The sequence below is a fragment of the Sodalis endosymbiont of Henestaris halophilus genome, from assembly GCF_900161835.1.
Classification (GTDB): Bacteria; Pseudomonadota; Gammaproteobacteria; order Enterobacterales; family Enterobacteriaceae.
The window spans coordinates 842,368-868,703 of sequence record NZ_LT897836.1 but is presented as its reverse complement, the minus strand read 5'-3'; the positions used below and the strand labels follow the sequence as shown (position 1 = coordinate 868,703).

The 26,336-nt window shown below is 35.6% G+C and carries 5 protein-coding genes; 4 read left to right on the top strand and 1 reads right to left on the bottom strand.

From position 1 onward, the window contains the following. Positions 1 to 2,651: 2,651 nt before the first annotated feature. From fabI to ribA, 3 genes are all read left to right on the top strand, one after another. A complete protein-coding gene (gene fabI, locus HBA_RS01765; protein WP_097032327.1) occupies positions 2,652 to 3,425 on the top strand; it encodes an enoyl-ACP reductase FabI in 774 nt (257 codons plus the stop codon). A 3,255-nt stretch (positions 3,426 to 6,680) separates the two neighbouring features. Further along, positions 6,681 to 8,618, top strand: a complete 1,938-nt coding sequence (locus tag HBA_RS01760) for an exoribonuclease II (RefSeq protein WP_097032326.1) — start codon at positions 6,681 to 6,683, stop codon at positions 8,616 to 8,618. 4,022 nt (positions 8,619 to 12,640) lie between these two features. Further along, the gene (ribA, locus tag HBA_RS01755) at positions 12,641 to 13,240 is read left to right on the top strand and encodes a GTP cyclohydrolase II (RefSeq protein WP_097032325.1); all 600 of its coding nucleotides are present in this window, start codon (positions 12,641 to 12,643) and stop codon (positions 13,238 to 13,240) included. 4,998 nt (positions 13,241 to 18,238) lie between these two features. Here ribA and topA read toward each other — a convergent pair. After that, positions 18,239 to 20,845, bottom strand: a complete 2,607-nt coding sequence (gene topA, locus HBA_RS01750; RefSeq protein WP_097032324.1) for a type I DNA topoisomerase — start codon at positions 20,843 to 20,845, stop codon at positions 18,239 to 18,241. 3,372 nt (positions 20,846 to 24,217) lie between these two features. Here topA and HBA_RS01745 point away from each other — a divergent pair. Further along, positions 24,218 to 24,973, top strand: a complete 756-nt coding sequence (locus HBA_RS01745) for a YciC family protein (RefSeq protein WP_097032323.1) — start codon at positions 24,218 to 24,220, stop codon at positions 24,971 to 24,973. Positions 24,974 to 26,336 lie beyond the last annotated feature (1,363 nt).

Here is a 26,336-nt window from a genome sequence, read left to right as displayed (position 1 = left end):
AGTAAGACTTATTTCATTATATCGCATTTATTTAATACGCTCTAAACATCAAGCTTTCGCGGTCAGGCAATAACATAGAGCGGTAGTTTTAAAGTTGTATACCAAAATCTGGCACAACCATATCCTAAAATATGTGTTTATTAGTTATTAAAAACCTTGCAGTGCATTTAATACTAAGAGCAATAAGAACAGTAACACCTTAAGGATTGCACTATATTTATAAGTGCGTTGCCTTCTGTTCTTCAGAACTATAATTTAAATCTGTTTAGGTGCCGATAGCAATCCTAGCTAGTTTTGTGCTCTGACCTGTTATGAAACGAAGGATATTGCCCCAGAAATTGATGTTAAAATATCTAACATTGATGACCATAGCTCTGTCTTTAGCAGAGTGTAGTATTGGTTGCAGATTAGTAGAGTCTACTATGAGTTTATATTCAATAGCAAATTCTTTGCACATTAGCTATCCCTGAAGAATTTGAGGTAACACAATCACTTCACTGAAGTGATTGTGTTAGTATTCTATTACTTGATACAAGGTGTGGTGCTTTATAGTTTTTTAATAATCAGCAGCAAAATACTAAAATTTATGTGCATGACATGATGCTTATCACCTAAATATTAATAGGTTAAATTCAGAAGCATAATGCAACTAATTGCATAATTTAGCTTGAGAATAGTTATAAATGTGAAGAATATTAGATATTACTATTAATTACTAGTAAATAATTTTTCTTCTATATTACGCTTTTGAACTAATAAAACTTACTAAACTAGAATAATAAAACATAAATTAAGTGCAATCAAATACATTATCAATGCAAATATATAAATATTAATAACGTGAAAGCATTAAAGTCTAATTATTATTAATGCACTTATTTTTAAATTTTGATAAGGATATGCACATAATTAAGTAAACCGTACTTTATAATTAATTAATTTAATTTATAAAGTCATTACATATTACTATATATCAATACGTTACCTAAATTATCTACGATATTGTATTTGTAATTTCTCATTAATAATTACATGTAATATAACATGTGTTATTATGTTAGCGAACCTCTTTATAATTACGGTAATTATTTGATACATTCCTGATCATGCCTAGAAGGCGTGAGTGATAAAATATCAAAATCAATTCCTTACCCAAAAATAATTTGCCATAATTATCTACTACATACTACCAGATACTGGTAGTATCATTAATTTTATATTACATATAAAAGTCTAATTTATCGCTTGTGTTACTTTATATCATGAAAAGGTTTATGCTACAAATTTAACCATAATTTTATCAATTTAGTACTTCGTTTGATATAATTAACTATTTTAAGCTAGATTTTGCGGTTTTATAATATATTTATGCATCATTAATAGCATACGTCTTCGTTTTCTTGCCGCTGACCTTGAACTACATACCACATGCTACTATTATAAGTAATAATTCCTTATTATACTATGCTAAATAAAGAAGCTTTCTCCAAGGGAAACCAGAGTTCCTCCCATAGAGAAGCATTTTCACAGCTATACCGGTGCATATTTCAGAGTGATACAAAACTATTCAAAATATACGTAGTCGTCGCTCACCCAAAAGTAATTACTGCATGATGTCATCATCTTGCATTATGCAAAGATTGCTTTAAACATTTTGCTTTTCGCCGGTAGACGCTTATGTGCATAAGTATGCGTGTGCAACACTGGCAGTATCCGGCTAGCCACAACGCTAATCAATAGTATTCGCTGAAGAAGCGAAACTATATTTTAATAATGTAAATTACATAAATAACGATTTTTACTAAAAACAATATCTATCAGATATAAGAAAATAATAGTTTTGCGTTACCTGCTTCAACTATGGGAGATTTCATGCTCATAGCTTATTAAAAATAAAGATTTCTCCGTTGATGGCAATTTGCTTTTAGGCTTTCATTGTAGGGCCTCCGTAAAATAATTTCGCTAGTACGTCGCGACACACAATAATATGTTAATTTGCTTGGTGATATTTTATTAGCGCTTATCAGTCAAACGCGATACTTACTAAGCGCTGGATGGGGCTAGTAAACCGTATTTCATGACTAATGACCAGAAACTACCGTTGCTCTTCAAAACTACATTTGTTTTTTCGGCAATTACCTGGCATTGTGGCTAGTCAGCCATTAATCACTTGTTTCAAAACTGGGTTATGTTCAATTAATCCTACAGCACGATAAATTTTGTACATTCTAGGTTAGAAGCTACGACTTCTTGCTTTATCGATATGAACCTTAGCATATCTAACAATACGTGTTATTTGTCCTCTTTACCTGGAATGCAGCTTTCAATTTTTCAGATTCAACATAGCTACCGTTGTTACAAACATTTTATGCTGTAGAGCACTGCAGAATTTAAACAGTTGACTTATGATGCCGAATTAATTTAAAGGAAACCATGACTGCAGACATTCGGCGATGTATTATAACGCCAACTGATATTCTATGTCTCGCGCTGTCGTTGCGTTCTCATTATACTCTGACGCACGAGGTGTATAACTAGACTTAAATAAAAATTATGCTACAGTTAGTAGGCTTATCAACGCCAAACGTTGCTGGCAGGTATTTTGCTGGAGCACACAATTGCATGCAATATTGATCACAAGGATTAATACTATGAGTTTTCTTACTGGTAAGTGTATTTTAGTGACTGGAATTGCCAGTAACCGTTCAATTGCATACGGTATTGCTCAGGCGCTGCACCGTGAGGGTGCAGAACTGGCTTTAACTTATCAAAATGATAAATTGAAACCACGTGTAGAAAAGTTTGCCAACGAATTCAATTCCAGTATCGTACTACCGTGCGACGTGAAGGAAGATACTAGCATTGAAGCAATGTTTAATATACTGGCCGATATTTGGCCAAAGTTTGACGGTTTCGTGCATGCAATAGCTTATGCCCCTCGAGAACAATTAAATGGAGATTATGTGAACACTGTGACCCGCGAAGGTTTCGCTATCGCACACGATATCAGCGCTTACAGTTTTGTCGCCATGGCTAAGGTTTGCCGGCCAATGCTTAATTCTAATTCCTCACTGGTGACGCTGACATACCTGGGTGCGGAACGTGCTATCCCCAACTATAACGTAATGGGATTGGCCAAAGCTTGTCTTGAGGCTAACACCCGTTACATGGCTAACGCCATGGGCCCACAAAATGTTCGGGTGAACGCTATTTCTGCGGGACCTATTCGCACACTTGCTGCGTCGGGCATCGCAAACTTCAAAAATATGTTATCCAGCTGCGAGTCGGTGTCACCCATCCGGCGAGCAGTAACCATTGAAGATGTAGGCAATACCGCCGCCTTTCTTTGCTCTAATTTATCGGCAGGTATTACTGGCGAGGTAATACACGTAGATGGGGGCTTTAATATCGTCGCCATAAACTAATCTCTAACTTGGATGACTTAACCGGGGGCGAAATATACCCTAACTCCACAAGAGAATTTTAGCAAAATATATTTATCTATTTTGCCATGTTACTGTAACACAGTTACAATTTTCACTTATACTATCTTAGTTTTGGGCATTCGTGTGCCTTTTTTCTTAGTAAACTGCACCTTGTTTAAGTTAAGGAGCTATCCCTGTAAAATCACTCTTGCACTGACTAGTATGCATACTAAATTAAATATGGTACCGATAGCCATCAGTCTATTCTGTTTAATTACTATAATGTTGACGATCGGGATATTTTAATTAATGACGGCGTAATAACCGGCAAATCGCTATAATAAACGACTGAGCCGCGTTATATAACCGCATAGACTGGTAAAATTTTCTTACAGTAGTAAAAATCTAGGAACTTTTCAGAATAATACAATGTGGGTAACATTGAAGACATTTGCATTTATATAACGATAAAAATCAGAGAAAAACATTAGGTAAAAACCAACTTTAATCCATAACTTAAAAATGTGTCTCTATGAAACTTCAGCTTTTTAGCAATGTTAGTTGAAAACCAATCTTCATAATAGATATTACGATTAATAAATTACTTTATTAATCGTAATCGCTTAGCATATCTATCGGTCACGGAAATACAGATAACATCTACGTTTAATGCAGCAACTGCGGCTACAATATGCACTATTTTAGTTACGATATTGTGTGGTATAACGCACTATTTAGTGCAGGATGCTTATGACTTATTTGAGGACATTAAATGCAGTTAAGTCTTTTAATAAATCAAATAATTTGATGCGCCTAGGCTATCATTTACCTAATTTAGAGTAAGGCCTAAAAACTGTTGCCTCGGTAGATAATTTTATATCCTATCCTTGTATTCAAAGCATAAACATTAGCTAGGTGACAGCATCGTCGACAAAAATAATACTGCTAATATAGCGCTTAATAAACAGTATGTTATACTAACCTGAGAAGGATTATCCACTGTATCCGTGATACAAACATATGCTATGCGCGACAATCGCTTCACTACCTAACCAAATCTTAATAGGTACTGAACTATAAAATCTCCTCTAGCTATCAAGCAGATAGCTCTTATGTTGTAATTAAGAGCTAATCTAGAACCGCGGTTACACACGCACTTACATAGCGGCGCGAAAGTAAACGGGGATATAAACCTGATCACTATTTCACTCGACTCAACTATATTAGCTTATAGACCGTTTAACGTTGTGAGAAATTTCTTAAGCATAAGAACTATAAATAACTAATACAGCTTAGTAGCTAGACACAGTTGTACCTGGTGTAAATCAACATTCAATTAACCAACTATTGCATATAACGCACTAGCACGCGCAAACAGGTAACACAATATTTTATAAGCGATATTTTGCTGCTATCAAAGTTTATTTAAATGAGTTACAAACGCTTATCGAACGTTTTACTTTTCTTGTGACGGCTACGGCTACTCTCCCCACTGCCTGACCAAAGAGTTTCCATATCTTAATAAGGGGAAATAACCAAGCTGATCACCCCATAATAAATGGGGCATAACATACCGCCAAAAGCATTAAATATCACTAACGTTTAGAAAGTAGTCCTAAAATTGCTTATCATCATAAGTAACATAATTCCTCAACATGAACGCGCAGCCGTTTATTACTTCGCAGAAAATATTACAGTACTAGCGAAAAAATAAAATAGAACTCTAGCCGGCATGTTGATACTGTGCCCCTAACCAAGCCCCCTGCAAACTCAAAATAATGGGATAAATGTTATCCTTAGTAAGACAAGCACAGGGAATGACGAATCCACTTTGACCTCTTAAAAGATCAAAATAAATTAGTCATGTATGAAATACAATCAAACGATACGTCTAATTTATGTATTGTCTAATGTGACCATACTGATGATGGAAGTAAAATGCCCCTTTTATTGAAAAATATAGTGCGGGTTATGTTTTGGATCAGTTGCCGTTTAAAAAACTAGACATCTCTATTAGAGAGAGAGCTGCTTTTGCCAATCATTTTATCCCATAATAGACAATTGTTGTGTTAGGAGCGAGCCAAATGAATAAAAATCCGGGCTTCAACAATACTACTACAACAGTAAGATATGTTAAAAAAGCGGCAGCCGCTAAAAAATTCATGACAGTAAACAGCACCACGGTATAGAAGAGATTATGCAGAACTACCACACTCTATCCGGTCGACGACCACCTCATCGACTATATAATATAATGAAGATAAAAAATGTTAATTGCATAAGTGCACTTAGTGTGTGAGTACATCACCGTTTCAGTTTACGATATTCCGTGCTCAATTAAAACACTAACGGTAGTAATAATCGTCATAATAAAAAATTGTGCAACCCTAGAAGTAGTAACCTCTACATGCGAAATGTAATAATAGTACTGGTTACCGCAAAAACAATAACAGATGACAAACAACTAGTTTGCCATTTGTTAAATCAAGCCATTAATTAAGTACTGATATTGTACCTGAGAAATCATCACTAATAATAACGAGGATCAGCATCACCGCCGCAAATCCTAGCAAAATCCCGACAGCGACGAATACCTAAATTCATTTAATCAATGCTATGCTAAATTCATAAGTTTTGCAGCATATTGCTTCAACGCGCTGGTAACTCCTCGTTGAACAACTCAGACAGTATGTTAAAACCTCTTTGATCAACATTCTTAGCATTAGTCTATTCGTTCACAATCAGCATTGTACTATGATTTATGTAATTGATGGTATTTATAGCAGCATTTACGATCAGCGATCAACAATGTGTATTTACCTTCAAGATCTTATGGTAATCACACTTCAAAAAAGGCGATCTAATCAATATAAAATTCTGTGGAAGGACATCTGTCACGTAAAACTATGAGCATTAAGATAGTCAACTACAACATAAAGGCGCGGAAAATTGACTATCTATTATTCTTAGGTAAACCTGCTGATAACATTCTTAATCTTTAAAGTTAGCACCTTTACATCGCACCCCAATGCAATAACGATCAAATTAATACCAAGAGCAACTTTGGTTATTTAGCACATAATTTGGTAGGGTAGGAGAGGCACTCGCTTATAACAACTACGGATAAAAGTCGTTTAACGTTTATATATAGTATTTTTTATCTTCATATGACCTGACAGACTTCCCGACGAAAACTAAATCGCGTATAATTAGTTGCTTAGATTAGACCTAATCTAATTCAATTTCCCGGACATTATGTTTCAAGATAATCCGCTGCTTGCGCAGCTAAAACAGCAATTGCATTCTCAGTCCTCGCGTGTTGAAGGCGTAGTAAAAAGCACAGAGAAAAAGTTTGGCTTCCTTGAAGTGAACGCCCAAAAAAGTTATTTCATTCCACCACCTTTTATAAAAATGGTTATGCATGGCGATAAAATCACTGCTGTAATACGTAAGGAAAAAGATCGTGAGATTGCGGAACCAGAAAAACTGATCAAACCGTTTTTAACGCGTTTTGTAGGGAAGGTTCAGGTTAAAGCCAATAGTATTACCGTCGTGCCAGACCATCCTTTTATTAAAGAAGTTATCGCAATACTGCCACCTCGCATCGATAGTTATACCTTTCAAACCGGCGACTGGGCAGTTGCAGAAATGCGCGGCCATCCGTTGAATGGTGATCGTTATTTTTATGCAGAAATAATCGCGCTCGTCACTACCGCCGATGACCACTTTGCACCTTGGTTGATTACTCTTGCCCGCCATAATCTTGAGAGGACGGCGCCAACAATGCCGAAAGGAATCGTACTGCAGGAAAAAGACGGACCAGCGCGCAAAGATCTAACCGCGCTAGATTTTATAACTATCGATAGCGCTAGCACTGAAGATATGGATGATGCAATTCATCTGGTTAGCAAAACAGACGGTTCCTGGATTATGACCATTGCGATAGCTGATCCGACCGCATGGGTGTTGGCCGGCAGCCAGTTAGATCGTATTGCCCGTAAGCGCGCCTTTACTAATTACTTACCAGGTTTTAATATTCCCATGCTACCACGTATGCTGTCCGATGATCTATGCGCGCTACGTGCTCACGAACGACGCCCAGCATTAGTCTGCCGCATTACGGTAAGGAAGAATGGTACTCTGGCCAACGACGTACATTTATTTACCGCCTGGGTAGAATCCAAGGCAAAACTAGTCTATGGGAATGTTTCCGACTGGTTAGAAAATATCGGTAGATGGCGACCAGAAAACGATGCGATAGAAAATCAGATTCGCTTGCTGCACGATGTTTGTAAGGCACGAAATGCTTGGCGTCAACATCACGCTCTAGTATTCAGGGATCGCCCTGATTATCGCTTTGTACTAGATGATAAAGGCAACGTAAATGATATTATCGTCGAACCGCGCCGTATCGCCAATCGTATGATAGAGGAAGCGATGATAACTGCTAACATCTGTGCAGCGCGCTTATTACGCGATCACTTAGGATATGGCCTGTACAATGTGCATCATGGCTTTGATCCACTACTGGTAGATCAAGCAGTGACCGTCTTATGTAACCACGACATTAATGTAAATTCGACCGAACTTTTGACATTAGAAGGGTTTTGCGCTTTACGCCGGCGGCTAGCTGCTCTGCCCAACACCTATTTGGACAGTCTCCTCCGCCGTTTTCAAACATTCGCTAAAATTAGCATAGCACCTGGCCCACACTTTGGTCTGGGGCTGGATGCTTATGCGACCTGGACCTCGCCGATCCGTAAATACAGCGATATGCTCAATCACCGGCTGCTCAAGTCATTGATTGGCATTGGTCAAGCAGAGCGTCCTAGTGAAGATATAACGCTCCTCCTTGCCGAACGACGCAGGAAAAATCGCATGGCTGAACGAGATGTGACAGATTGGCTATACGCTCGTTTTCTACAGTCACAAGCTGGCAGCCGCCGCTGTTTTACAGCGGAAATCTTTGATATTTCAAGGGGCGGTATGCGAGTACGCTTACTGGATAATGGTGCGGTGGCATTCATCCCGTCTACTTTTGTTCACAGCGTGCGTGACGAGCTAGTCTGTAATCAGGATACTGGCACCGTGCAAGTAAAGGGTGAGGAAATCTACCGCCAAGGAGATATCCTTGAAGTCACGATAGCCGAAGTAAAGGTGGAAAACCGCACAGTGATTGCCCGCCCAATTTAAACTAGCTTAGCGTAACGCAACGGCATCTTACTGCAGCTGCTCTCCTTCACTTACCCATACTATTTATATGATTGAAATGTAACGATAGTTCTTGTTCTAAATTTTACCATATCTCTATTGCTACGCAAGTTTTGCGTTTGACCTGACCAAAGATGCAAATTCTGCATTTATGTTGTCTCATACACTGAGTTCACTTGCTTTAACAGCCACAAATCTTAACTTTTATGTACTGCTAATATGGCAATACATACCTAATACTGCTATGGAGATGCTCTTTATTGCTCCATAAGACCATGACCACTCACAATATTTATAGTGGGATTAACCAAAGTTAATCGCACTTATATCAGTGAGGCCTGATGGCATTATCCTATGTCTAGTGACTACAAACCCTATGGGTTATAATAAGCTTGTAATGTAGTAGCGATAATAAATTAGGCTTAGGTAAGCTTAATCTATTTTCGGTACTCATTTTATAATAAACATCCTGAAAATGATTATCTACCATTTACTTATTTCTGGAGTGATTTTAATTTATGATTCTCTACTTTATTAAATCGCGATCATATCGCACGTCGGTATTAAAGCGGATATAATAACTTCCTTAGTTGCTTGTGATCGTCACGCTAGAAAGCTGACTATGTAGCTAAACGCTATCTGAATTACTTTAAAAATTAAGCGTTAGTCTAAGCGCGAAGCTCGATATCTTCTAGTCATCGAGATTAACCGGCAGAGAAAACCGGTATTAAACACTATAATAGCTATACACATCCTTGTCTGGATGTGTATGATGCTGTATCATAAAGAAATTTATAAGAAAAATTCTTTAACATGTTTATGTTATCTAAGTTTATGTTAACAGGATAACACCTGATAACGGTACATCGCACCCATTATTATACGCTATAGGTCAATAAATAACCTTTTAAAAAATCTGGGATATGTCTTACGATGGAAGCGATTCTTCTATAACACTCTCAATAATCCTCATTAGCTTTTTAGGTTTTTATTAGATATAGTTTAATGATACAACTGAGTATCAAGCGTATCAATCAATACTATGAGTAGTATCTTCTGAGCTAAACACTAAAAATCTAAAATAGCAACACGACTATATTGTACACTCTAACTTTTTCAAATATTAAAACTTTTAAATAAAGCAAATATCAAGAGTGCCCTAGTTTTTTGGGGAGGATATTTCTATTTCAAGGAGTTGTATCCTTTTATTCATAGCAAAACGTTATATGCTTAGGGATTAATGATAAAGTTAGTATGCTTCTTTATTGCTGTAATTAAGCTAAGTTGCACCCCCGAAGAGACCAACAATAAAACGGCAACATTCATGAATGTTAACCAATTCCTCATCGAAGGAATCTTAGTAGAGATTTTATTTGGTTATTTTAGTATAAATTAGCAATTAATACCTTCCCCATTTAATAAATTATAAAAATTAAAGTAAGCATAATATTTAGTTAAGTAGCTAGTTTGCTAGACTATCACACATCATGATACATCTCTAATTTACGTCAAGTAGGTTGCAATCCTGTAATAATTACGTAATTTCACCTGCTAATATCGCAAAATATTAGCAGCCGGGAACATTTGATAAATTCTCTATACGGCTCCGTACGAAGAAGATAGCTTAAACAGAAGATGTGGTACAAACAGTTACATGTGTCAGTGATAATGTTAATCGAACGTATAGCACAATATACCTATGTTGTGAAAGTTCTATGAACTACCCCGATATTTAGGAGTAAGACACAACAAAATAAAAGTTATTGAAAAAGTTAATAGTCGTAAAGAGCTATTGTATGCTTAACTAATGCCCAGTATTTACACAAAAGATAATGTTAATACGGATTGTGGGCAGTGAAACCGAATTTTTGAAAGTGATAATGAATGAAGTTTAGATCTTTATTAAACTATGTTAAACAACATTTAAAGACTTGTTTTAGTGCGTTTGCTTTACTACCTACGTTAAGATTAAAAATCAATCAGACAATAAAAATATAACATTATCTGATGTTGACGCAACTGCTGATTAACATAACCATGTGCTAATTTCTCTCCCTCCTAATCAAAGCTTAATAATATTCATCAAGATCAATCCGCTAAACGCGCTATTCTTCTCTATCTACACAGTGTTTGGAAAAATCCTACTCAAAACCACAAGGTTGGCATACAAACCTTAATAACAAGCTTGCGGCAATAGGTAGCATTATCTTGCTGCATGATATAAATTCTGCCGCGCATTAAAGATACTCGCATCTGCTATCATCAGATATTGTCCCTTTTTTATAGAACTATCAGCGGTTCATATCGTAATTGCCTATCGACTAAAAAGCCGATTCGTAGTAAAATTAGTTATTTCTAACTCATATTGCTCTTTGCCAAACTTTAACAAGTTATCCGCAACTGCTATTGCCTTCGACTACTTACTGGTCGCCTGGTGAATGCCGAGCTCGCAGCTGACTTTACCACAAGAACGAAACAGGGTTTCCAAACGCCCGCTGGTTATTCCCAGCAACACTATGTTTTTTCAGTATATAAAAACAAAGTATAACACTTTATCATGTTGATTAACAACAATAAAATTTACTTCGACTACGTACTAACTAAAAAACGGATCGACTCATGCTATTTCTCTTGCTACCTGTGACTACATTACATATGTAAACCATAAACATTAACTATGGGTAGTAAGAGAAATATCAACTTTAACATATATGCGTTATTCCTTAAGCAAACATTTGCATTCATCCAAGATGTCTACGTCCACGCAAGCAACTAAGTAACCATAATAAACCATGTATAATAAATCAGATGATAAATCCAGCGAAGAATAGTAAAGCAACAAAAGTTAACACCTAAAATCAACTATAAGCCAATAAGGTAATTAAAGGTTACTACCTGATCGTTATACGGCGCCAAAGGCGCCGTAAATAATACAAATCACTAATGTTAGTAAATATTACTTGGACAGATTTTACATGGTGTTATAAAACCGTGTTAATCTTATGTACAACCGATTAACTAATCTGACATGATTAAATTACTATTTGTTGGGTAATAAAGAGGAATTTCATACATCGGCATCGATGCTTCTTTTAACTTAAGAATGAAGCGCTGATTCAGCTAGGTCCCAGCGCACTGAAATAGTGATTTACATGATCACATTCCGCAGCAATTAATGCGCATGCCAAACGCTACTTGATTTATAATTACACTAATAGCACACATCATCAGTATCAGTAGCGGTCAACATGTGTTGACAAGGTCATACTAATTACCTCTGCATACCGATCAATGATAATAACCGTATGATTAGAGAGGTAATAAAAGCCTACTGCAGTACATTAACACATTGCAACCATATTGGAATCACTTTATGTAATAAATTATAAAGACACAGCTATAATGCGCGCCTATACATAAGCATAGAGTAAATGTTAAATCATTAATGACATAAAGCTTATTAAGCTGGATTATGTAAAGTTAGAATGATGCACAGGATTTTAATAATAAACAAACTTATAACGTATAACGTTTGTCTTATTTTATAACCTAGGCACAAAAAATTTAGCGACCTTAGTTAAAGAAGGAACTCCTTAAAGCTAGGATGGTTTGCATCAGCAAATACCACTCTTTCAATTATTAATAGTCACGTTGCAATTTCTGTCGCCAGCCACTGAACTAAAGTATAAACGTTAAGATCAGCTTGGTGACTGCGTCCAGGTATTTTCTAATATTAGCTATTAAATTTACCTTTTGTTTATCGTTAGACCCCCAGTCACGAAAGATGCAAAAAAACTTAACAGCAAGTTGTGCTAAACAATAACTAATGACATATAGGCAGCGCAATTGATGACAACTCACTACAACAAAACCCATCATAAGGTAATTTATGGCAAAATACTCTACAAAAATTACGATCAAACGCTCATCCCTAAACGAGCATACTGATCACACAACTTTAAAAGAAGTTGGATGCACGTAATTATGTGGTTTTGGAGAGAAAAATGCAGCTTAAACTTGTAGCAAAGGCCAAACTACCAACAATTTGGGGTGATTTTCTGATGGTTGGCTTCGAAGAAAGTGCTACGAGGCAAGACCATCTGGCGCTTGTGTATGGGAATATTACTAATTCAGTATCGGTGCTAGCAAGGGTTCATTCTGAATGCCTGACCGGAGATGCGCTATTTAGCCTGCGCTGCGATTGTGGCTTCCAACTGGAAGCAGCGCTGAATCATATTGCTGAAGAAGGACGCGGAATTTTACTTTATCACCGCCAGGAAGGACGCAATATCGGCCTGTTAAATAAAATTCGAGCCTACGCTCTGCAAGAATTAGGCGCCGATACGGTTGAAGCTAACCATCAGCTCGGCTTTGCTGCCGACGAACGAGATTTCACAATGTGCGCTGATATGTTTAAATTGCTAGGTGTGGAAAAAGTGCGTCTATTGACTAATAACCCCAAAAAAGTAGAAATACTCACTGAGGCAGGTATTAATATTAGTGAAAGAGTGCCACTGATCGTTGGCCGCAACCCAAAAAATGCTCGATATTTAGATACTAAAGCCGCTAAAATGGGCCATTTGCTGAATAGCTTAGCTAAATAAATGCTAATCTTGATAAAAATGAATGTAAAAGCGTTTAATGTTGTATTAGCACTTGCTACCCTGTGTAATAAGTACATTCACCACAGTCGGGTAAGTAAAAACTATATGTATCTTGCACGATAACGCAGCGCATTCAGTAACTAACAATAATAGCAAGGTACAAAGCAATGATTAATCTTGGCAAGATTAATCCGACTCTGAACAGATCTAAATAAATAATTAACATACTGAGCATAAATTACCTTTATCGATAATTAGTTTTTAACATATCAAATCACCTAAGGTGTTTACTACCAGTTAAACAAATCATTGTGTAAAATAGATTATAAACACATCGATTTTACCATTTAAGTTATGTTTTTCCGTGATATAAAAGATCAGTCATAGTAGATACAAGAACTATTGCCTGGACTGAATTTACCTATCTTTTTTTATGTAAAAACAGCAAACATATTTAAAAAAATTAAAGCTGCATAAAAATTAACATAGCTGACTATCACGAGAAACTTTTATAATAAGTAATGGCGCGATCTTATCCTATTTTAAGAAGTACAAAATCAGCACCGAAAATATAAGCAGACGCCTTTGTTCATGCATTTATAAAATGATATGGCAAAAATATTCGTTCCCAACATATCTATACTGCAATTTTTATGCAAACCACAAGTAATCAATTGATAGGAGGATATCTCTATTTGATTAATTTTGACGCACTGGTCATCTAGCGCATGGATTTGTAATGCAACTATTGTGATACACAATAAATCCTAGCACTAGGATATAACAAAGTATTTCGTTATGCAATTGTGTTATAGAAAACCGTTGAATAAGTTACAAAATCAGCAAGATAGTAAGTTTTTTAGAATTATCTTCTCTAATTCTAAATGCGTTGTATTCTGTTTTTATAGCTATAATATTAATCTATTAAATAATTAATCATGAATATCTCAATTTTTATCTTGCTACTTAAGATGAATTTTATCTCTTAGCGAATAGAGGTAATCTAATAGATTACGTTTATGGGTCTTTAGCAATTTTTCATTGAATGTAATTTCAATAAAAACCAGTCTAGATGCTTAGCAGTCTACATTCAATTTAAGCATTAATGTTTTGTTATTTAGTCAAAAGAAATAATTAAAGTTGATAACAACATTTCAACTTGAATAGAATGTAGTAGTACTCTACTACAGAATTTTCTTTATAAGATATAATCTGTACTCCGGAAACACATATTAAACCTCAACTTATGCCAATTGACTAGCATGTGCATTTTCTCTTCAAGACAATTAAATACATTTTAGTACTTGCCAGATGTTGTAATTTGTATATTATGAAGTAGTGGTTTTAATGTTATCGCGCTTGCTCATTCATCTTTTCTCTAGACTGCAACTAGCTTTGTATATCCTGGTGCTGATATGCTACAGTTTATGTTACAACATATTCATCAATCGTAACTTGTACGCAGTACGTGTCATTCGTTATAGCTTTACTGGTATCATACCTTTAAAAATTTTATATTAATAGTTAAATCACTTCTTACAATGTTTTAGCCTAGCAAACTATTTTACGATTACATTTTATTTTTACTGTTTTTTAATGATTGTTTTACATTATAGTAAATAACTTATAACTTAACTTACTATTTTAGTATTATATATGATCAATATAAAAGTCTTTATGGCGACAACATTAGGCGGTATCAACTAGTAATATAAACAACTAATTTAGTGATGCACTCATATTATTCCAGCGAATATAATTGTTTTAAACTCTAGTATAATAGAATTTTTCTTATACTGTTTATTATACCACAAATTTTAATAAAACAATAAAACTAAACTAACATAAGGAATGTGCAACATACTCACCCCTCACTAAACTAGTAGTTTATTACTCATATTATGGATCAAACCGTGTAGAATATTATTCTAATGATATTCTGTCCAGTTTTTTATTTAGTATTGATATTGTGATTATAAAAATTATTGATACAACTAAGGTTTAAACTATCTAGTAGGGAGTACAATCACCGAAAGCTCGCAGTAAGCTTTCAGCAAAGCAAAATAAGAAATATCGATTTTTATCGTTACTGAATCCCATCTTCTTGTGGATTTCGCCGTACGGAAAAGTAAGAGTAAAATCTCTATTTTACATAAAATGTAAATATAAATCCCGCTAAAATATATCTGTGATGACTATCCTCAATCGCTATAGCATTACCTGTTTATAGACGTAAAAACATGACGGCATCGTAAATTACTAGTACATCCCATATAAAATGGTTTAAGTATATCCTACCCCTTAATGCGCTAATATTTCGTTACAAACTTAAATATGAGTAAACGTGCCGCGCGCTATAACATTACAATTGACTACAAAGCAAGTTGTAGAAGTTAAAATCTTCCGTTCTTTACGCTATGTTGCTGCAAATCGCGCAAGCCTTTATTTATCTACTTTGATATTGTCTGCAGAACAAAATATAATTTGTAACTAATCACTTTGATTCCTGGTTAAAAATGCGCTAGGCATTAATATTTTTAGTTATTTAATATAACACAGTTGCATATTTGCAAAAAAGCGATTCTTATACAAAGTAAGTTTAATACGATTGTAACTTATTAATAATAAGTAGAGAGCGCAATGTGCTAACACTTTTTTCTATTGCAGTTGCAAATAAAAAATTTTATAAAACATAGTGTTATCAACTAATACGACTTTTTAGCTATGTTTCTGAGCTGAAATAAATAGCGTGTACATAAACAGGTTTGTCGCTTTATCACAACACAGCGAATATTTGCGTATATTAATCACAGTATCACGCTATAAATTAAGTGATCTTACTTAAAGTAAGATTCGTCACTAAGTTTTAGCGGATTAAAGTTGCCAAAACAGGTTGGAATAATCCATAACTAACAAAAATTAAAGCTAGGCTGATTAATCAGCCTAACACTAACTAAGAGTTTGGTGTCAACGACATTATTACCTAAAGTTTGCTTTATAACACGCGATCACCGCATTATACGTTAATAGCCTAGAAATTATCAAAATTTAACGTTAGAGGTGTTAATACAAAAACTCGATCCTGGCGTATTTTGGGATTTTCAGGATCGCCACAACGCGTACCATATAGAGATTAGGGTATTGGTAAAGACTAACTCGTTACTTATCCAGCGCAACAAGTCCAGATATTAGTAATAAGTTCCTCTACTATCTCAATGTGTTATTAGCGGCATGCCGCCATAGGGAATACCTACAGCAGCAATATATCGAGGCCAGGTACAATAGCAGAATGCCATGAATTTGCTAAGCGAACAATGCTAACACAGCATTAACCTCATGTTTAATATTAAATCGGTCTAAGTAAGAAACTTACTTTAGCTTACACTTTAATTAAAATTTGCCACGTCTAGTATAAAAATCGAAATTAGCTGTCCTAGCATAGCCACGTCTACCTTACATCTCGCCGACGGATCCGAACTCCCCATTCTTTATCTCACCCCATCTCGTTAAAATAATAGAAGTAACTTCGGAACTATCCAAAGTATTTGAACAATAGATCTTGTGCTAATTTAATTAGGCGTTCTTGGCAAGATATTTCAAATTAACTTTATAACAAAATTAACAGATGTCATTTCCTGGTGTTTTTAAAAGTAAGCAAGCTAAATGTGCTTACCCGATAAGCAAGAAAGATGTAACGTTTCAGATTAAGCGATATTTCTAAGTACTTATTTTTATAATACGCGTACCCAAGGACCGTAGGTGTTCACAATAAAAGAATGATCGATAACTAAATACACAGATAAAAAATGAACTTTATCAAATATTACCCCTAGCCGTTTTACCAACTCACGTATGATCACTAAATTAAACGGTACGGCCGATATGCTAGTAAAATCCGGCATCAATACTTAAATGAAATAATCAGTAATTTAAACTTCGGCATAAAAATATTTTCAGTTACTTTATAGCTTTGCATAAATGCGCCGCGATTGAGGATAAAGTTATCCTAGTGATTCACTAGTGTTTGTAACCGTAATTTAATAATTTAGCAGATTATAGATCAGTACAAAAGGTTTTGCTACGTACAAATAAAACAGTGGATATTATGTGATGTGAACCGAACTAATATTTGCTTACATATTTAATTAATATTAAAAAACTCCTCAAAACAAAATTATTACTTTATAACAAATATAAATTCACACAATGATTTTTATCATTACAAAAGTAAACTGTAACTTTTTTATGTCATTGAAGAATGATTATGGTAATAAATTAAATTTAGAAAGTATTTATACAACTAAGTCTGGTGCTTAGTTCAACGAACTAAGACACAACGCTACCGCCCTATCAAATACAAACTAAGTTAAATAGGGTACACAAATAAAAATCATATATCTCACTTAAATAATTAAGAAAAATGTACTTCGGCAAAAGTTAATTTCGGTAGTGTTCTAATTAAGTTTAAACAAAACATTGATAGCATCAATTGTAACACCTGGATATTCATTGCAATGTGCAATGAAATGCAAATGACATCCGTATCAGTAGCAATAAATTCGATCCATGGTGTGTCAAGTCAGCATGATGGAATCCATTACCTTAGTTCATCACACTCAGTAAACTTAAAGATATTAAGTTAAAGTTAAAAATTAACAGGATACTATCGTCATCTCTTAATCGTCAACAACTTTATTTATATCAGTATGTGCCCACTATCATATTGGTGACATAGATCTTAAATAGCACTTTAAGCGCACAATGTTAATTATTGTAACATGTTATTAATATCTATCCTAACTTAAATCTCTTTTATGATGCTATCGAGAAGTTGCACGCTGCGTTTATCTTCTAATATCTTTCACATGTCAATATGTTGATGGCAAGAAATTTTCCAGATTGCATGAGGGTCTAAAAAAGTTTGCAACTAACAATAGTGTTAGTTTAACTCACTAAATATAAATTAATTATTAAGTTAAAAATAACCAAATTATTGGTTTAGGAATAGTTATCGCATGATTTTTTAAACACTTGCCATTCTCCATCAACATAAAAAGCGGTCCATCCGGTGGCCTTACAGGCCTTTTTCGAGCAAATATATTGCTGCTTAGTTGTACGACTAAAACGCACTAAAGTGCTATTTCCCTCATCATCTTCTATGGGCGCATCTGCCAGATATCGAAGCTTTTCCGGCAGACAATCGCGAAAACGAACTAGCTCCGCTACTAGCGGAGCACGCGTCTCACGGGACTTGGGGAAAGTATTAGCAGCCAAAAAAACGCCGGCGGCGCCTTCACGCAATACAAAATAGGCATCCGATTTTTCGCAAAGCAGCTCGGGAAGGGGCACTGGATCCGATTTCGGCGGGGCTACATTGCCGTTACTTAAGATCTTTCGGGTATTCTTGCAGTCCTCATTAACACAGGCCATATATTTACCAAAACGTCCCAATTTTAGATGCATCTCAGCTCTGCATTTTTCACACTCGATCACTGGTTTGTTATAGCCTTTAATCCGGAATTCTCCTTGTGCGATGGCGTAACCATCGCACAGGGGATTATTACCGCATACGTAAAGCTTACGTTGACAATCAATGATATAGCTGTCCATGGCTATACCACATTTTTCACAGCGGCGGCGTGCACGCAGAGCATTAGTTTCAGCATAATCTCCCTCAATCATGTTCAAACTTTCCGTTTCAGGTATTAAATTTATGGTATGTTTACAGCGTTCTTTCGAAGGTAACACATAACCGGAACATCCCAGGAACACGCCAGTGCTAGCGGTTCGGATCCCCATTTTTCGACCGCAGAACGGACAATCAATACTGATCATGACCATATAATTAGGCCGCATGCCTCCGTCTTCCGGATCTTTCTCGGCGTTTTTTAGTTGTTTACTGAACTTGTCAAAAAATACATTTAGTACGCTCTTCCACTCTTGCTGATTAGCAGCTACTTGATCGAGGGTATCTTCCATTTTGGCGGTGAAATTATAATCCATTAGCTCGCTAAAATTTTTTTCTAAACGATCAGTAACAATTTCCCCCATTTTATTCGCGTAAAAACGGCGATTTTCCATGTGGACGTAGCCGCGATCTTGAATCGTAGAAATAATAGAAACATAAGTCGATGGCCGGCCGATACCGCGTTTTTCTAACTCCCTCACCAGGGAGGCTTCACTATACCTGGCAGGCGGATTTGTGAAAAGCTGCCTGGGCAGCACTTTGCTAAGTATAAGTGTTTCACCTATTTCCACAGCTGTCAGGGATTGACTTTCGGATAACTTATGCCAATCCGGCATAACTTTCGTCCAACCATCAAAACGTAGCGTGCGGCATCGAGCGCGAAGTTGAAACTCATTAGCGGTCACAGTTATAACTGTAGATTCGTATTGAGCTGGAGTCATTTGACAGGCAATAAATTGACGCCATATCAGCTGATATAGTTTTTGCGCATCCGCTTCCATGTCTTTCAATTGCTCTGCTAAAACATTAACATCAGAGGGACGAATAGCCTCATGTGCTTCCTGGGAGTTATTTTTGCTTTCATACCTGTTGGGATTCTTCGGTAGATAGGGGCTGCCGAAAGACACCCAGATATAGCATCGCGCCATTTTCAGCGCATCTTGACTCAAATTAGTGGAGTCAGTTCGCATATAAGTAATATATCCGGCTTCATACAGACGCTGTGCCAACATCATAGTTTTTTTCACACCATAACCCAGGCGAGTACTAGCCGCTTGCTGTAGCGTGGAGGTGATAAATGGCGCCCCCAGTTTGCTGCTAATAAGTTGATCTTCACGGGAGCTGACCACAAAAACAGAATTTTCTAGCCGGTCTACTGCTGCCTGAATTTGTCGCTGATTAATCGGTTTAAAGATTTTTTCCTGCTGATGAGTGACCTGCATCGCTAGGGTCAACGATTGTGCGGTTTGCAAATTGGCGTGAAGTTCCCAATATTCTTTCGGTACAAACGATTTTATTTCCCGCTCACGTTCTACTACTAGCCTGACCGCTACCGACTGAACGCGTCCAGCTGAAAGACCACGTGCGATTTTTTTCCAGAGCAGAGGTGAAACCATGTAGCCTACAACACGGTCCATGAACCGCCGTGCCTGTTGGGCATTGACTCGGTCAATATTAAGCTCTCCAGGATGTTTAAAGGCCTGAGTAATCGCATTGAGGGTTATTTCATTGAATATTACCCGGCTAAAACGATTATAATCACCACCAATAACTTCGCGCACATGCCAGGCAATCGCCTCTCCTTCACGGTCAAGGTCAGTTGCGAGATATATATGATTAGCTTTTTCTGCAAGCGCTTTTAGTTCAATTACAACTTTTTCTTTACCTGGCAAGATTTCATATCGCGCTTTCCATCCATGGTAAGGATCGATGCCCATTCGGTTTACCAATGCGTGATGAGGATCAAGTTTATCCTTTTTCTTTTTACCATCGTGGATGCTCTTTGGGGTTACTGCACCGCTGGCTGGCAAATCGCGAATATGACCGACGCTGGACTTAACTAAATAATCTTTTCCTAAATATTTATTAATCGTTTTGGCTTTAGCTGGCGATTCAACGATAACGAGAGATTTACCCATTTTATCTTTACCTAAGTAATGTCTTCTGCGATAACAAAGTTTTTGTACCGAGACCTCACTGGGCATACCTCTTTTTTTATATTGTGGTAGAGCTGCCAAAATCAACTTATTACGTCGCTCTAACTTGATAGAAAACAAACAATAAGTCAACTTATATTGTTGATCTATTGTTTTTATAAAACACTGATAAATTTTGCTTATATCTCCCGTTCATCGGCAACAAAATAACAAACCTACGCATGTAGGGATACCAAGCACATAATAAAAAGCTGGTGCAATCAATAATCAAGGAAAATTATTTTCTGGTTGCGCAATTTGTAACATCATAAACCAAACAAATAATCCTATTAGGATTGCCAAATCACACAAAAAGATATCGTAATAATACGCAAGTAAATATAAAAATGACAAACATGTAAAACTTTATGATCTGAATAAAATATTGTTATCTATTTTAAAATTTGAACCAAATAATTCTAATCAAAAGTAACTATATATATCATATGCCAATTCATCTAGTTGAAATAAAAGGGATATTCAATTTTGCAGTGATTTTTTAAACTCGATAAGATCCATGCAAACCACCACAATCTTTAATATATTTTAGCATCTTACCTATATCTTATCGAAAAACTTCATATAGCAAATAGATCTATTAAATAAGCAACGTAGTTAAAGACATAATAAACATAACGGTTTTGAAACTTAGATCAGCCATGATCATTCAATCTGAGCTAAATATATCGTCAGAATTACAGTTAATCTAACAATAACTGCTTTTTCACTACCAACAGACAGCTTAAGCATAATAACGGTTGCTATCATGTTATCGCGATGTTTTTTTGGGGGCTGCATGCCAATATTTTGGCTATTTTTTCTAACTGAGGATTTGCAACGTTAATATAGCGGCTAATGTCATTTGACATTTTTGGCTAATCAACAACATGAGTTATGTGCCAAAAGCTCCACAGAATTGTGGTTACAATAACTATTTTACGAATACTATCAACTTAAATAGTGTACAAAGCACCGAACGTCTTTTATATGTGCTCATGTGAAACACTTGGTTCATTCTGGTACACAGAAGGCTACTATAAACTTATAAAAAACGCTTATAACGCACCTCTAATAAGGCAGTTGTTTTTATACACTAAATATATTGCGCAGCACTGCGGCTGATACGTATCTGTTTCTTCTCATTGTGCGTAATTTTAACGAATGACAGGAGAAGAGATGCGCGGCACGGCAAGAACAAAAGTAGCTTACTCTACTAAATGATATTAGTGCCTGTGTCGTCAGCAATTACAATGCCATAAGTATATACACGAATTACATCAATGGCCTTAACATAATATAGCCCCCTACAATAAAAATATTTTCATCACATATGATATTTTAGCATGAACCGCAATCAAAATTAGAACATTATCAAACACTATTCAAGAAGCTAGCAACTCTTAACTAAAAAGAGTGCATATCATTTTATGGCGATTAGCGATCTCAACAATGCTCTTTTACTGCAAGTTATCGATAAAAGCATCGACACTAATACCACAATGCGTTGCAACTAAGGCAATATCCATCCCCGACACTATTGCGATTTGCACACCGTTTAAAATAATAATTTATACGTGTTTGACTTTGATGCAATAAAGGATCTATACATTCGTAATAAAATAAGCAGTTAGATCTAAATATATCACGATACCTCTTGACCTATTGTTGTCTGCTTATTTGATGTGCAATGCTAGCATTTAATGCTTTTTACGTTAAAGTCGATGATATCAGTGTCAATGCAATGATGGTAGCACGAACCTATTATTACTTACAAAAGAACATGTCATTTCGTTAGGCTTCATAACCTCCATTTTATCTATTTTCTTCTATTGCCCAAAATATGCACGTTTCGCAAAATAATCTTGCAAAGCTGCGCATATGCCTATTGACGTTCACGCGCAGGAATAATTGGCAAAGTACAGCAAGTCAATGCAATTATCAACCGCTAAGGCAAAGGCGGAATTTGTGCGCGATGAACAACCTAAGAGCACAAAAAATCAATGTTAAAATCCTTAAGACAGCTTGTAGTGAAGCAGTTTTGTGAGTTCTTACCTCGCTAAAAAGTTTCGTGTTATAGTCTATGTGCAAAAATAGGAAAAGTGAAGTCTATATAAAGCAATATGCAAGTTAACTAACTTATGTTAGTTTCAATAAACTTATTCGAAAGAATAAGTACGCTATTTCTTATTTAATCAAAAAAAACGCCAGACAAACTAGCCAGCGGAAACATAAACACCTTAAGATTAATGTTAATGTAAATAGATTACTGCTGACCAACGTTTTTAAAGTAATCATAGGTATTAATAACAATATACCAGACAGAATTATACGTTAGTTACTTATTGTGAATATTATAATTTACTTTCACTTGCCAGAACAGTCACATTCCCAATAAATACTTCATGCTGAAATAGCTTAAAATGAGATTCTCTCACTTTTGATTGAAGTAAGTATTATAAATACTAACATGATTTATGCAAATACTTATATAAGACTGTAGCTTAACTACGTATTATCAAATAATATTGCGTTATCAGGATTATCGTCAATTACTCTATTTAAAGGTATTATTAGTAAATAGTTAAATGATGAACATGCTTATAACTCATATCAATATTATAGGTAATCATGCAACTTAAGATAAGTCTCCTTATACGTGTTATCGCTAATACTAAACTTAGTTATCATGAGTATATTATAATGACTATTCCTTAGCAAACAATAATAATGAATAGTGACTACCAATAAAACTAAAACAGTTATGATATACCTTAGTTTATTCTTGGATATTAGGTGTTAATTTGATTTTATCATCTTGAACATATTGATAACATTAGAGTAAATAAAATATAAGCTATAATAAGCAATGTCAATTTTACTAATATTTATAAGTTAATATCTATTAACTAGACATTAATAATAGCAAAAGGCCATAATCAATCATTTTATTACTTGCAATAAGTAGATTAGTATTGTTCGAGTGTATTGTTCAAATTCTCTATTTAGACGTTATGGAGTCGGTGACTAATATGATGCACATGGATAACAACTATCACATATACTGGATCTTTGATATGAAACATTACGACATATTTTTTACTATGATAAAAAAACGAAACGCCAGCAAGATACATCTGATATTCAAAGAACCACTTTATTCCTGTTTGAGGATATCTGTTAATACGCTATTTAACAAATAGAAACGATCTTATGCCCCCGAATAGCACATGAAAGAAAGTGTTAAATCTTGTATTAACAAGATAGAATCGTCGAACTAATTTAGTTATTAACTATTTTCTTAAAGGAACTACTTTTATGCCAATTATTATAGCAAATACAGTATACCGAGACATGCTATATTTTTTCCGTAATCAATTTACCAGTATTGTGATGTTGGCGATATTGACGGCATTAATAAGCGTCATTCTGAAACATATGCTATCCCCAGACAGCCAGCAGTTAATAGCGCTGAACAATAGTACTTATATAAGCGATATTACCGATATAAACCTGCAACAGTTAGTACGACATATATCGGCAGAGCAGCAGTGTATATTGCTGCAAGCCTCCGCTGCTAAGACCTTAGCTATCTTAGTCGGCAATGTAATTCTAGTAGCCGGTCTTCTAACTATGATTAACTTGATATCTAACAATCAATCCGTAAGCGTATTACGCGCTATCAGCCTATCGATACCTCTTTTGCCACGACTGCTAGTACTTATTTTTCTTATTACTCTACTCGTGCAGCTGGGTTTATTGCTTATTATCGTACCTGGTGTACTATTAGCTATCGCTTTCAGCCTAGCGCCAATCATTGCTACTAGAGATAATTTAAGCACTATTAAATCCATGCATATAAGCACCAAGATGGCATTTACTAATGTGCGACTACTAGCGCCAGCAGTATTATTCTGGCTTCTAGCTAAAGCCGTAGTGTTACTGCTGATGACTCAGTGCACTTTTATGTCTTTGCTAATCGCGGAAATATTATTGAATGGGTTAAGCAATCTTATTTCAGCACTTTTGCTAATATACCTTTATCGACTGTATATGTTATTACCGCAAAATTGATAACAAACGTTTGCAGTATTTACTAGTCGACTGTGTTATGAGTAGGTTTCTTGACTTCATGCCCTGTAGTGTATTTTATCACATATGAGTTGTAGGATATTTACTACGCTACCAGCCTATTGATAATATTTGTCTTCAGCGAATGTATTCGTTTTCACGCGGATGCATTTTCAAAAGTAAAAGATCGTCTTATCACCTTCATATTGTTAGCAATGCCTAGCTTGCTAGCACTTTACCACCATAATTCGGGACTCTATCAAGAGTGAAGGTGATTGTGATTTATACTCTGTTTGTTAAGATACTTTTAATTATCCAATCCTTAATAAATAGGAAGATCATTTAACGCATTTTAGACCAAACTACTCCGTTTCACGGAGTAGTTTAGAAATAATTTAAATATTGCCTGAGCAGTATTTTTCATTGCCTGCGGCGCGTTAAACATTTTATACCTTATTTTGATTGCCGCAGAACGTATGAGCAAATTTTAAGGTTTTTGAATTTTACGACCCGGTGCTCTGATATTTAAGCTGTCTATCGACATTTATATATACTGCATTATAGTGGAATATGAAAGCAATAATAACATCTATTAATCCTGCGTGCATTTGACGTATGTGTCATATAACTAACATCATGATGAGCAAGGTAATTAATACTGCTTAGTGGTAAAATGGTGCTAGATACGATAACAATGTTCGGCTATCGCTTAATTCAACGACAGCCATATTTGAGGTCATACAGATGGATATTGGCAGAACGATCCTGGCAAATCGCTAACTCTAGGTTTCTAATGAACTGTTATAATACATAACATAATATTTCTAAACCCATTAGCTGTGGTCGATGTTTATTAGTTGCTATGTCTAATATTTGACAACAGGGAATAATTTTGACAATTAATATCTAAGTCAAAACACGGGTAAAAGCAATATTATAGTTCATTAAATAGCGCTAAAAGAAAATCTAAACTAGATTTTATTACCTCGGTATCCAGTTGGAGAATAGAAACAAACATCAACTGCTGTGACTTTTATACTAGCTTTTTTATTTATCTCACAGGAATCTTCTCACGTGGTTGTTCTCTATTGTACGGCGACCTTGCCTTGCAGACAGCACCTCTAATATTTAACCGACATCTATCTCTACAACAGAACAAAAAGTGCATTCTTCCACATTATTAATCCCGCTTACTACTGTTATTTACTTTCGCTGAAAACCTTTAGATAGAACTTAAAATTAACTGTATCGATCGCCCCAGCTCACCGAGCTTATCATGCAACCAACGCATATGCCGAAACGGCATATTTTGCTCGAACATGTTGCTCTGCTAGGACAAAACTATGTGTGCATAGTATGCAATTTC